This is a genomic window from Acinetobacter sp. 1124_18A (genome assembly GCF_052824995.1).
Window position 1 is genome coordinate 214,369 of record NZ_VTDF01000002.1, and the last position, 11,717, is coordinate 226,085.

Genomic DNA, 11,717 nt, shown 5'->3' on the forward strand with positions numbered 1-11,717 from the left:
GACGCCATTATCTGTGTAACTGAAAATTGCAGCAGTGCTTTTTCAGCGTGCACTTTTTATTAAGCAAAAGTTATACCAAATTAAAAAAGATTCAGTCACTACAAAGTCTTTTAATTTAATTTTTTAAATAGCTACTCATAATTTGATAATCATGTTCTAAGGCTTGTCGAGCGTTTATTTCCATTTGGCGATAGTGTTGTAAGACTTTCTGGCCTAAAGCTGTGACCGCTGCCCCACCACCATGTGTTCCACCCGTTTGAGTTTCAACTAAAGCTGTTTCAAAGCACTGATTCATGGTGTCTACCAACTGCCATGCACGGCGGTAGCTCATATTCATAGATTTTGCAGCTTGTGAGATCGAACCAGTTCTCTCAATTGCTTCAAGTAAGTCTGCCTTTCCAGGACCAAATGCAATATTTCGCTCTGAAAGAACTCTGATTTGTAATTTTAATTTGTGTTCTTTCATAGGTTTAACTCACAAGGTTTCACTTTATGCTCTTTAGGATTATAGGGAAGTTTAAGAAGATAAGACACCATACAAATTTAGAATCCTCATTACTCCCTTGAAAATCATTTTATTAAAAAATCAAAACTGCACAAAGTGGATAAAGATCTGGAAAAAACGGATAGAGGTAAAGGTCTAATCGCGGTTCAATCAGTTAAAAGCTGAATGAATAGGATTGAGCAAATGACCTCATCTAATTTAAAACAATGGAATGATTTTGTAGATGGATGTATCGACTTCCGTCCTAAAGATGGCGTGTTTCGTATTGCACGTAATATGTTTACCGAGCCTGAGCTGTTTGATTTGGAAATGGAATTCATTTTTGAAAAGGTTTGGATTTATGCATGTCACGAAAGTGAAATTCCAAACAATCATGATTTCCTCACGGTTCAAATTGGTCGTCAGCCGATTATTGTAAGCCGTGATGGTAAAGGCGAATTACACGCCATGGTCAATGCTTGTGAGCATCGCGGCGCGACTTTAACACGTGTTGCAAAAGGCAACCAGTCTACATTTACTTGTCCATTCCATGCGTGGTGCTACAAGTCAGATGGCCGCTTGGTCAAAGTAAAAGCACCGAGTGAATATTGCGAAGATTTCGATAAATCAAGCCGTGGATTAAAACAAGGCCGTATTGCTAGCTATCGTGGATTTGTATTTGTAAGCCTTGATACTCAAGCAACAGATTCACTAGAAGACTTTTTGGGCGATGCAAAACTGTTCCTTGATTTAATGGTTAACCAGTCACCAACAGGTGAACTTGAGGTTCTTCAAGGCAAGTCATCTTACACCTTTGCAGGTAACTGGAAACTGCAAAACGAAAATGGCTTAGATGGATACCATGTAAGTACTGTTCACTATAACTATGTCTCTACAGTTCAACATCGCCAACAAGTCAATGCATCAAAAGGTGCTGAACTCGACACACTCGATTACAGCAAATTAGGTGCGGGTGACTCCGAGACTGATGATGGCTGGTTTAGCTTTAAAAATGGTCATAGTGTGCTGTTTAGCGATATGCCAAATCCAACAGTTCGTCCGGGTTACAGCACCGTTATGCCTTATTTAGTCGAAAAATATGGCGACAAATATGCTGAGTGGGCAATGCATCGTTTAAGAAACTTGAACTTGTACCCTAGTCTATTTTTTATGGACCAGATTAGCTCACAACTTCGTATTGTTCGTCCTGTGGCATGGAATAAAACCGAAGTCATTAGTCAGTGTATTGGTGTTAAAGGCGAATCTGCTGAAGCGCGCCGTAACCGTATTCGCCAGTTTGAAGATTTCTTTAACGTATCAGGCCTTGGTACACCAGACGATTTAGTTGAATTCCGTGAACAGCAAAAAGGTTTCCAAGCACGTCTTGAACGTTGGAGCGATATTTCTCGTGGCTGTCAGTCTTGGGAATATGGCGCAACCAAAAACTCACAAGATTTAGGCATTCAACCCGTCATTACTGGCCGTGAGTTTACCCATGAAGGGCTCTATGTAAATCAACATGGACACTGGCAACGTCTAATGCTCGATGGCTTAAACAAGAAAGCGCTGAAAATGCAGGATATTACTTTCGAAAACAATGCCGTAATGGATGAGGTGTAACCATGTCACAAGAACTATATTTTGCTGTATCTCAGTTTTTGTACAAAAAAGCAGAACTTTGTGATGCTTATGACTGGGATGCCTATTTAGAACTTTACGATGAAGATAGTGAATATCATATTCCGCAATGGATTGATGACCATAACTATGTTCAAGATCCGAATCAGGGCTTATCTTATATTTATTACGCAGACCGCACTGGACTCGAAGACCGTGTATTCCGTATTCGTACAGGAAAAGCAGCTTCTGCAACGCCATTACCACGTACGTTACACAGCATGAATAACATTCGAGTTAAAACACTTGATGATGGTCTAATTGAAGCAAAAGTTGCATGGCAAACACTGTATAACCGTCAAGGTTTAGAAGGCTGTTTTTACGGACACGCTACTTATCTTTTACGTCAAACAGCAGATGGTTTCCGCATTCGTCGTCAGCATAGCATTTTGCTCAATGACAAAATTGATTCCGTTTTAGACTTCTATCACGTTTAAGGGGTATGAAAATGGGACATTCAGTTGCACTTAACTTTGCCGATGGCAAAACCTTTTTCATTTCGGTAAATAAGGACGAATTGTTGCTTGATGCAGCAGTTCGCCAAGGGATTAACCTACCGCTAGACTGTCGTGAAGGTGTTTGTGGTACCTGTCAGGGTCAGTGTGAAACTGGTATTTATGAACAAGAATATGTTGATGAAGATGCATTAAGTGAGCGTGATTTGGCTGAGCGTAAAATGTTAGCTTGCCAGACGCGTGTGAAATCAGATGCAGCTTTTTATTTCGACCATGATTCTGCTATCTGTAACGCTGGTGATACTTTAAAAATTGAAACCAAAGTGACTGCGGTTGAGCTGGTTTCTGAAACGACAGCAATTTTGCATCTTGATGCAAGCAGCCATGCTGAACAGCTTCAGTTTTTGCCGGGTCAATATGCTCGTTTGCAAATTCCAGATACTGAAGATTGGCGCTCTTATTCATTTGCTAACAGACCAAACGCAACCAATCAATTGCAATTCTTAATTCGTCTTTTGCCAGATGGTGTGATGAGCAATTACTTGCGTGATCGTTGTCAGGTTGGACAAATCCTACTTATTGAAGCACCGCTTGGTAGTTTCTATTTACGCGAAGTACAGCGACCACTGGTTTTTGTAGCTGGTGGAACAGGATTATCAGCTTTCTTGGGAATGCTTGATAACTTGGTTGAGCAGCCTAACTCACCTGCTGTTCAGTTGTACTATGGCGTAAATAATGAAACCGATTTATGCGAACAACAGCGTTTACATGCCTACGCGGAGCAGCTACCAAACTTTAGCTATCACCCGATTGTGACTAAAGCAACCGAGGCTTGGCAAGGTAAAGCGGGTTATATTCATGAGCATTTAAATAAAGATCAACTGGCTGAACAGGCTTTTGATATGTATTTATGTGGCCCACCGCCAATGATTGAAGCCGTAAAAAATTGGTTAGATGAACAAGCTCTGCAAAACTACCGGATCTACAGCGAGAAGTTTTTACAGAGCAATACATCACGTTGAAAATATAAATAGCTTAAGTGCAAATAATTTAAAAACCACTAAACCTGAAATGATTCAATATACTCTTATAAAGGGTATATTGAATTTTTATTTAAAAAACTAAAAAACCTTTATATTCAACAGTATAAAATAATAAATTCCGACAAAATAAATTGACCAGTTCACTCGGATTTGCTATAAATTTTGATAGATCTTAAGGAATAAGGTCACGATGAGATTAACTTATAGCGCCTTTTATATCCCTCTATTCTATTTCTCGAATTTATTAAATTGATGGACTAGATCCGAATTAAAAATTTGAGGAAATCACATTAATTAGCGGTTAAATTGGTCTGTATTTTGCTTATATCTCATTGTAATTTGCGAGTAACTTAATTTTTTAAGTGCCGTATTTACTTGCTGCACAGCGAAGTTTTAAAGTTTTTGCAACACAAGTAAATACAGGAGTGAGCCAAAAGGGATAAATATGAACCAAGCCAACTCCCACGAACTCAGTGGACGTCATTTTCAAAATGAGTCTATCTTTACCAATCATAATTTGGTGTTTGATCACCACGATTTAAGCGAAACTTGCCGAAATGTCGGGCAAATTTTTAAACCGCATGATCTTAAAATCTCTCAGCAGAAGCGAGATTTCAGTGCAACCATGCACCATGTTAAAACAGGCGCACTGTCTATTAGTCGCTTGGAATATGGCGCGGATGTCATTATTGAACCAGATCATCTGGATAACTTTTACCTAATTCAAATTCCAACTCAAGGCTACGCAGAAATCGAGTTTGGTTCACAAAAGTTTATTTCTTATTCTCAAGTTGCTTCTCTTATTTCTCCTCAGCAATCTTTACGTATGCGCTGGCACGCGAACTCACCGCAGCTCATTTTAAAAGTTTCAAAGGATGATTTTACTTACCATTGCCGTCAGCACATTGCTGATTTAGAAAACAACTTACTCGTTTTTGACCCCAAATTAGACTTTTCTACACAAAGTGGAGCCTATTTTTTACAGCTCGTTAGAACCTTGATGGATGCCTTAGCATGCGAGCAACATCCACTCCATCACCCTCTAGCCTTTAAACAGTTTGAGTCAAATCTGTTTAATGCACTGATTTATGGTCAACCTAATAATGCATTACATAAAATTGATCATTATAAAGAAAAAACAGTCTCTCCTTATTTCGTGAAGCGTACAGAAGCCTATATTAAAGAACATTTACATGAACCGCTTAATGTCGAAATTTTGGCTGAACATGCAGGTGTGAGTGTTCGAACGTTATTTACCGGTTTTAAAAATTATTTGGGGACCACCCCAATGTCTTATCTAAAAGAATTACGTTTTGAGCAAGCTCATTTAGAGCTGATGCACAATGAAAATTTATCGGTCACTGACGTTGCATTTAAGTGGGGATTTACTCATTTAGGCCGTTTTTCTCAAGAGTACAAACGCCGTTATGGTGAGTTACCGTCTTCTACCCGCCGTTCAGGGAAAATCGATGGCTCAGGCTTATTTACCTCCACTTTTTCATAGTTTATAAATGAATAAAAGCCTTTTATATTTATTGATATAAAAGGCTTTTTAATCAATTTTTTATAGATTAGAAATGATGTACATAGCGAACTTGTAGTCGTGTACCTTCTGGACGGTTTTCAGCATCTTGCTCAAAATAAGCATTTGCGACCAAATGATCATTTTTAGAAAAACTATACATCGCACCCGGACCAATTGCCCAAACTTGTTCACGTCGGCCTTTTACTTTTTCACCATCAACTTCGGTGTCAGTGACTTGTTTTAACCAATAGCCATTTAGTCCTAAACGGAACTGTTCGGTAATGGCATAGTCCATTGCGAAATTTGCATGAATTGCTTGCCCAGCTTGCATATCACTTGCACCTGTAAACGCATAGCTTGGGTCATCATTTTTAAAATTGTAGAGATAATGGATACGTGTTGAAGCTGTCCATTTTGGATTAAACCAATATGTGGCTGCCCAATAAGGATCAAATGAAACGGCGTTATTGCCTGGATTAATATCTTTTTTCTGGCCGTATTCGCCAGTAGGTAAATTGACCTGAAACTCAAAACGATGCACAAACTTCGGCCCTTGTGCGCCCATGACTGGATCGAACTGAATAAAAGGTCCGATCATAAGGTCGCCAAAACCACTTTGAGCTTTAATTGCAGCATTATTCAAGCCATCATCCATGTCCATTTTGCTGACAAAGGGAATTAAAAAATTCATCCCTAGGCTAGCTTTATCTTTTACTCGAACATTCGATAAATAACTAATCTGCTCAACCAATACTTGATAATTTAAATCTGTTTTAGGTAAACCGAGTTTTTGTCCATCGGCATCGACCAATTTATTGCTATCGTAATTTTGAAAATAGGTTTGAGCATACCAGCCGGGTCCTGCGGGTAATCCGCCATCGAGAAAGCTGGTCATGCCTAAATTCACAGTCGGTAAATCATATGCATGTGTAATGAATGGCAAACCCAACAATGTCCCTGCTAAAAAGCCATGTTTAATTAAAGTACTTTTCATCTTCTTATTTCTTATAAAAAAAATCACGACCTGATTGATCGTGATTGTTGTGAATTAATGTGCTAATTCTGGATGCTCTGCCGCAATACGATATTTCCCTGCATGGAAAACCAAAGGTTCACCTTGACGCTGTTGGTATTGTTCAATTTGACCAATAAAAATCAGATGATCCCCCCCTTCGTATTGATTAATATTTCGGCAAACTAACGTTGCGAGTGCATCTGCCAAAATTGGAACGCCTGCATTACATTGTTGATGTGCAACGCCTGCAAATTTATCTTCAGCACCTCGAGCGAAATGCCCCGAAAGCTGGTGATGCTCCCGCGCCAACATGTGAATGGCAAAATATTCAGCTTCTACAAAATCAGACAAACTTGGAGCTGTTTTTGAAAGGCTCCATAAAATTAATGGTGGATCTAAAGACAATGAGGAAAAAGAGTTTGCTGTCATTCCTATTTTTCGACCATCTTTACCACGGGTTGTAATCACTGTAACGCCAGTTGCGAACTGTCCAAGTAAGTTACGAATTTCTCTTGGGTTCTCAGCATTGATGGTTTGTAAGCCTTGAGTTTCAATTGTGTCCATTTTCATATCTCCCTTTATGCTTTGGCCTTAGGCCACTTTTGCTGTGGTTTTTAAAACCATGAATGCTTGAGCCTGATCTGCATCAAACCACCAAGGAGCGAAAGCGCGCGGGTCATCAAAGTTATTGGCCATAACTGAAGCAATACTCTGGTTTTGGCTTGCGGCTGCTAATAGCTCAACAACATGCGGCTGCGGTGGTACTAATAGGCTATTTGTCCAAGCCACCACTTTTTCTGCATAAGCCCAATAACGCTCAAAAGTTTGAACCATCCATTGTTCGCTAAAACCTTGATTATCATTGGCTAAAATGGCATCGAAATAGATTTTGCTACACTTAGCAGCGTTGTTTGAGCCTTGACCAGTAATCGGGTCATTTACCACTAAAGCATCTGCCATACCAAAAATTTTCTTGCCAGATGGTAATGTCAAAATTGGTTTGCGTACGGTTGGTGGAAAACGCCCAGCTAAATAACCGCCTGCATCGGTTAATTCAACATGCTTGCAGCGTTCATACTCCCAAGGCACAAATTTCTTGAGTAAGTCCAAGCTGCATTGCAGATGCTGTTCAGGTGTTTTGATGTCTTGCCAGCAGTCCATTGGCCCGTTTGGAATACCTTCAAATACCATGATGTCGCAAGGTCCATTCACGGTAAGTGCTGGAAATGAAAAGTATTCACCTACTCCGGGAATAATGTTAAAAGTCACACGAGAGTATGGCGAAATTGGCTTCATGTTTTTGACGTACGTCAAAGCCAAAGCGCGTTGAGGCTTATCAAAAACACTGCGTGCATCATCACGCTCAAACTGTTTAACGACTTCACCTTTACCAGCCGCGAGTAATACAAGCTCATAGTCGTTTGCGAGTTGTTCTAACTCTTCTATACCCACATCCTGAATCACTAATCGACCACCACGGCGTTCGAACTCTTCCATCCAATATGGCATTTTGACGCGTTGATCGACCGATTGAGCGTAGCGCTCAAGACGAGCACTCCATTCAAATGCTTTACCACCATTTTCAGGGTTCACTAAAGCTAGCCCAATGCCTTCTACCGCTGGACATTCTTCTTCCCAAAAATTTAAACCTAAGTCACGTTCAGTTTGTAAAGCGGTATGAAACATACACTGGCTTGACATGACTTTACCTTGACGAATTTCATCGGCAGTTCGGTTGGTGATCATTGTCACGTCATAGCCTGTATCTAATAAGCCTAAACCAAGCTGTAAACCAGACTGTCCTGCTCCAACAATTGCAATACGGCGCATAATATTCTCCATAATTTTCTAAATGTGCTTTTAAAACGCTGTGCTATTCGGCTAAACGTGGAATAGCGGGCTGTGATCCTTCAGGGCCCATCACTGAATATCCGCCATCGACCGCATAATCGGCTCCGGTGACAAAACTCGCAGCGGGTGACAATAAAAACAAAACCACATTGGCAACTTCTTCGGGATGACCCAATCGGCCTAGTAAGTGATAATCGGCTGCCACGCTATCGGCCTTTTCGCGGTTATTACCGCTGACTTCTGCAATGACACGAGACCATGTCCAACCCGGTGAAACTGAGTTGACGCGAATACCATCGGCAGCAAAATCCATTGCCATGCTTTGTGTGAGTTGACGTATGGCGGCTTTAGACACTGGATATAACCAGCGCCCTGTTTGTGCCACTTTGGCCGAGATTGAAGTAAAATTAACGATTGAACCTTGCTGTTTTTTTAGGTCATTGTATAAAGCACGGCTCAGCTCAACGGTAGAGACCAAATTAATATCGAGTGCTTGTAACCAGTCCTGACGTGAAGATTTAAAACCCTCATCTAAATATGTACATGCCAAATTCACCAAGTAACTCACTTCACCTAAATGTTGGTGAATATCTGCCACAGCTTGTTGAATAGCCGCATCACTGGTTAAATCGGTTTGAATAAACATCACATCATGGTTAAAGCTTTCAGCAATCGCCTTGCCTTTGGCATCAATATCTAAAATAGCGACATGAGCACCCGTACTCACCAAAGCTTGTACAACAGCTTTACCAATCAGTGTTGCGCCGCCGCTCACTACAGCGACTTTTCCTTTCAAATCTATATTCATTACAGATACTCCTTAATTGACTGGCTTGCCTTCACTACTTGACCAAGATGGCATCAACGTATTTGAAGGATGGTCTTCATCAAGAAGTTTTCGTGCTGTCTCGACACCTGCAACTGGTAAGCCTGTTGGGTCTAATAAACCAATTTGAACGAGTACCGACGCTTGGTCCCAGTAAATATGCTCATGGCACAACTTTGAACCTCTGAACTGAATTACACCTAACATTGGAATTTCGACATATTTACCAGTCGGTTTTACACCCGGTAATAGCCAGTCAATTTCAGCGTCATGGGTAAAGCTCATAATGAACTCGTCTACCACTTGCGTTGAGCCAACCGTACGAGAGATTGAAGTAATCTTCATATCTTTCGGGTTTTGGTGAACAAAGTGATATTGATAAAAACGGGCAAGCTGGCTTTGGCCTACACCACCAGTTAAGGTTGGAATATGGTTGACATAAGGTTCTGCAACCATCGTTGCCATGGTTGCCATGGTTGCAGGCACATCACGCGTATCGAACTCATGACGAATATGCTCTTCCCATAGTGCGACTAGGTCATATTTCGGCCCAATCGTGTCATGTAGAGCTGTTACTGTACGCTCGTGGGCAAAGCGTGCTGAAGGTTTGTGATAATGATTGCTTTTTGGGCGTGCAAAAGCATGATCAACACCTTCATAAACATAAGCTTGTACATTTGAATATTGGTTGGCTGCATCAACAATCGCTTGTCTCGCATCTGGTGGTGTAAATTGATCCAGTTCTGCAATATGTAAAACCAAACGCCCTTTTACGTTAGCTAACTCATCTAACGCTTTTTCAATGCGTACACCATAATAACCTACGGCACATGCCACTTCCGAAAGTCGACAACCTGCAAGATACGCAAGCTTTCCACCTAAACAATAGCCCACCACACCAAGGCCTGTAGAGGTGTCACATTCTGGTCGAGTCTTTAAAAAATATAAGCTGTCCTGAATATCTTCAACCCCAAGATTTTCATCATATTGCTGATAAAGCTCGAAAGCTTTTTGAAAATCTTCTGGTGTGTAACCTAGTTCGATATTAGGTGCTACACGCCAAAATAAATCAGGGACTAAAACGGTATAACCCTCTTCTGCAAGAAAGTCTGCCTTTTCCCGCATGGCTGCATTCACCCCAAAGATTTCCTGACAAAGCACCACTCCTGGTCCTTTTTCTGTTTCTGGTATTGCTAGATATGCACTGAACTGCTTTCCAGATGCTGTTTTAATTTGAACGGTTTGACCAGCCATAGTGTCAACTCCTGACATTGTTATGGCTTTATCTTCTATCCGAATATTTTTTTAGGCTGTCCAAAAGCTGCAAGCACTATCCAATCTCTGCGCAATTATCAAAATCAATAAAAATGGATAAAACACTAAAAATAAGAAAACTAATAAATTTCATAACCTTAAATTAAAAATAAAATTAATACTTTTTATCTAATTTGGAAAAAATGGATGAAGATTAGGACTTATTGGATAGTGACGATTGGCTAAAAATAGTTCAATCAAGTCATGTAATTCGTTTGATTACATAAAAAAGCCCAGTCATTTTCTAAATTAAGGCGTTTTATTTATGCATCGACCATGGCCACTTTATGGACAACAAAAAACGTTAATGCTCATCAATATTTTATGTTGTAGTGCATTTTCCACTCAGGCTTATTCAGCGGATGAAGAATGGAAATTTACATTAAAAAATGCATATATAGATAGAAACTATGACAACCCAGATGTAAAAGACACGGGTAGCTGGTCACAATCCATCTCTCTATTTTATAACTCCAATATGCACGACACGCCGTTAGAAATTGGCGGCACTCCGATTCAAATTGGCGCAAATGCTTCAGCACAATATGCGGTTCGTTTAAGCCAAGATAAACATGTTGCAGATACGGTATTACCTTTTGATAAAGCGACGCAGTCCCAAGCACCTGATTATCTAAAATATGGCGCAACCTTAAAGTTAGGCTATAACAAAACGCTACTAAGCATTGGTGAATTATGGCTGGATTTACCCGTAACGACTGTAGATGCAAGCCGACAACTCCTGACATCTTATTGGGGAACCAACCTTAAGTCTCAATTGAGCGATAAGCTTTTTGCTGAAATTGGCCGTATTGAAAAAGTATCACCGCGAAATGAAGAAGATTTTCATCGATTTTCTTTTACTTCAAAGGGCGTGACTGGCTACTCCGATGGCCTTAACTACATAGATTTGCGCTATCAAATCACTCCTACTTTGAAAGGCGAATATTACTTCGGAAATATGGAGGATTTATATAATAAACATTATGTGGGAATGGACCACATATGGAAGAACTCTAATTTTTCAGTTAATTCAAAATTCAAATATTTCAATGCCAAAGATAGTGGAAATCTTTTCGACATCGATGCGCAAAATGTAGGTTTATTAGAAACGCTCAAAGTAAAAAATCACAGCTTTGGTTTAGGTTATCAACAAATTATTGGCGAGTCTGCTTACCCACTGCCTGATGGTTTCTTGCCTGAAACTTATTTTATTAACTGGAACACGACCGGTTTCTTCAAACAAGATGAAAAGTCTTATCACTTCATCTATGGCTATGACTTTAAAGATTATGTACCCGGTTTAAATACCACTTTGAAGTATGTATATGGCGATCACTTTAAAACAGCAGATGGCTTAAAAAACAAAGAAAGTGAAGCAAACGTTATTGTCAATTATGCCCTTCAACAGCCTTTTCTCAAAGGTTTAGCCCTTCAGTACATCTTTATCAATTACGACGTTAAGCATGGAAACGATTTTTCGGAAAACCGTTTCTTTGTTAATTACAGCAGAAAATTTTAATGAGTTAA

At 40.0% G+C, this 11,717-nt stretch carries 11 protein-coding genes; 5 read left to right on the forward strand and 6 right to left on the reverse strand.

Annotated elements, in window-relative coordinates:
- Window positions 1-115: 115 nt before the first annotated feature.
- A complete protein-coding gene (locus FY048_RS05455) occupies window positions 116-466 on the reverse strand; it encodes a winged helix-turn-helix domain-containing protein (RefSeq protein ID WP_446090438.1) in 351 nt (116 codons plus the stop codon).
- A gap of 222 nt (window positions 467-688) precedes the next feature.
- Here FY048_RS05455 and antA point away from each other — a divergent pair, with 222 nt between their 5' ends.
- The 4 genes from antA to FY048_RS05475 all read left to right on the forward strand — a co-directional run bounded on the left by antA (window position 689) and on the right by FY048_RS05475 (window position 5,163).
- The gene (gene antA / locus FY048_RS05460) at window positions 689-2,104 is read left to right on the forward strand and encodes an anthranilate 1,2-dioxygenase large subunit (RefSeq protein ID WP_270902434.1); all 1,416 of its coding nucleotides are present in this window, start codon (window positions 689-691) and stop codon (window positions 2,102-2,104) included.
- Window positions 2,105-2,106: 2 nt separating this feature from the next.
- Window positions 2,107-2,598 carry an anthranilate 1,2-dioxygenase small subunit gene (antB, locus tag FY048_RS05465; RefSeq protein ID WP_003651713.1) on the forward strand — a complete coding sequence of 164 codons (492 nt, stop codon included), beginning with the start codon at window positions 2,107-2,109 and terminating at the stop codon, window positions 2,596-2,598.
- A 5-nt stretch (window positions 2,599-2,603) separates the two neighbouring features.
- Window positions 2,604-3,638 carry an anthranilate 1,2-dioxygenase electron transfer component AntC gene (antC, locus tag FY048_RS05470; protein WP_446090439.1) on the forward strand — a complete coding sequence of 345 codons (1,035 nt, stop codon included), beginning with the start codon at window positions 2,604-2,606 and terminating at the stop codon, window positions 3,636-3,638.
- A 466-nt stretch (window positions 3,639-4,104) separates the two neighbouring features.
- Window positions 4,105-5,163 carry an AraC family transcriptional regulator gene (locus tag FY048_RS05475; protein ID WP_446090440.1) on the forward strand — a complete coding sequence of 353 codons (1,059 nt, stop codon included), beginning with the start codon at window positions 4,105-4,107 and terminating at the stop codon, window positions 5,161-5,163.
- 67 nt (window positions 5,164-5,230) lie between these two features.
- Here the strand turns inward: FY048_RS05475 and FY048_RS05480 are convergent, their stop codons facing one another.
- The 5 genes from FY048_RS05480 to FY048_RS05500 are packed head-to-tail and all read right to left on the reverse strand — an operon-like array spanning window position 5,231 to window position 10,130.
- Window positions 5,231-6,178 carry a SphA family protein gene (locus FY048_RS05480; RefSeq protein WP_446090441.1) on the reverse strand — a complete coding sequence of 316 codons (948 nt, stop codon included), beginning with the start codon at window positions 6,176-6,178 and terminating at the stop codon, window positions 5,231-5,233.
- A 54-nt stretch (window positions 6,179-6,232) separates the two neighbouring features.
- Window positions 6,233-6,763, reverse strand: coding sequence for a flavin reductase family protein (locus FY048_RS05485; protein WP_446090442.1), 531 nt, complete (start codon window positions 6,761-6,763; stop codon window positions 6,233-6,235).
- A 27-nt stretch (window positions 6,764-6,790) separates the two neighbouring features.
- The gene (locus tag FY048_RS05490; protein WP_446090443.1) at window positions 6,791-8,029 is read right to left on the reverse strand and encodes a styrene monooxygenase/indole monooxygenase family protein; all 1,239 of its coding nucleotides are present in this window, start codon (window positions 8,027-8,029) and stop codon (window positions 6,791-6,793) included.
- A gap of 43 nt (window positions 8,030-8,072) precedes the next feature.
- A complete protein-coding gene (locus FY048_RS05495; RefSeq protein ID WP_446090444.1) occupies window positions 8,073-8,858 on the reverse strand; it encodes an SDR family oxidoreductase in 786 nt (261 codons plus the stop codon).
- Between the two features lie 12 nt (window positions 8,859-8,870).
- Window positions 8,871-10,130 carry a dienelactone hydrolase family protein gene (locus FY048_RS05500; protein ID WP_446090445.1) on the reverse strand — a complete coding sequence of 420 codons (1,260 nt, stop codon included), beginning with the start codon at window positions 10,128-10,130 and terminating at the stop codon, window positions 8,871-8,873.
- A gap of 367 nt (window positions 10,131-10,497) precedes the next feature.
- Between FY048_RS05500 and FY048_RS05505 the strand changes: the two genes are divergently transcribed.
- Entirely contained in the window at window positions 10,498-11,709 is a 1,212-nt protein-coding gene (locus FY048_RS05505) for an OprD family outer membrane porin (RefSeq protein WP_446090725.1), read from the forward strand.
- The last annotated feature ends 8 nt before the right edge of the window (window positions 11,710-11,717 follow it).

Excerpts from the sequence above, each read along its gene's own strand:
- FY048_RS05485 (WP_446090442.1), bottom strand. The coding sequence starts at position 6,763 with ATGGACACAATTGAAACTCAAGGCTTACAAACCATCAATGCTGAGAAC.
- FY048_RS05455 (WP_446090438.1), bottom strand. The coding sequence starts at position 466 with ATGAAAGAACACAAATTAAAATTACAAATCAGAGTTCTTTCAGAGCGA.
- antC (WP_446090439.1), top strand. The coding sequence starts at position 2,604 with ATGAAAATGGGACATTCAGTTGCACTTAACTTTGCCGATGGCAAAACC.
- FY048_RS05475 (WP_446090440.1), top strand. The coding sequence starts at position 4,105 with ATGAACCAAGCCAACTCCCACGAACTCAGTGGACGTCATTTTCAAAAT.
- FY048_RS05505 (WP_446090725.1), top strand. The coding sequence starts at position 10,498 with ATGCTCATCAATATTTTATGTTGTAGTGCATTTTCCACTCAGGCTTAT.
- antB (WP_003651713.1), top strand. The coding sequence starts at position 2,107 with ATGTCACAAGAACTATATTTTGCTGTATCTCAGTTTTTGTACAAAAAA.
- FY048_RS05495 (WP_446090444.1), bottom strand. The coding sequence starts at position 8,858 with ATGAATATAGATTTGAAAGGAAAAGTCGCTGTAGTGAGCGGCGGCGCA.
- FY048_RS05490 (WP_446090443.1), bottom strand. The coding sequence starts at position 8,029 with ATGCGCCGTATTGCAATTGTTGGAGCAGGACAGTCTGGTTTACAGCTT.
- FY048_RS05480 (WP_446090441.1), bottom strand. The coding sequence starts at position 6,178 with ATGAAAAGTACTTTAATTAAACATGGCTTTTTAGCAGGGACATTGTTG.
- FY048_RS05500 (WP_446090445.1), bottom strand. The coding sequence starts at position 10,130 with ATGGCTGGTCAAACCGTTCAAATTAAAACAGCATCTGGAAAGCAGTTC.
- antA (WP_270902434.1), top strand. The coding sequence starts at position 689 with ATGACCTCATCTAATTTAAAACAATGGAATGATTTTGTAGATGGATGT.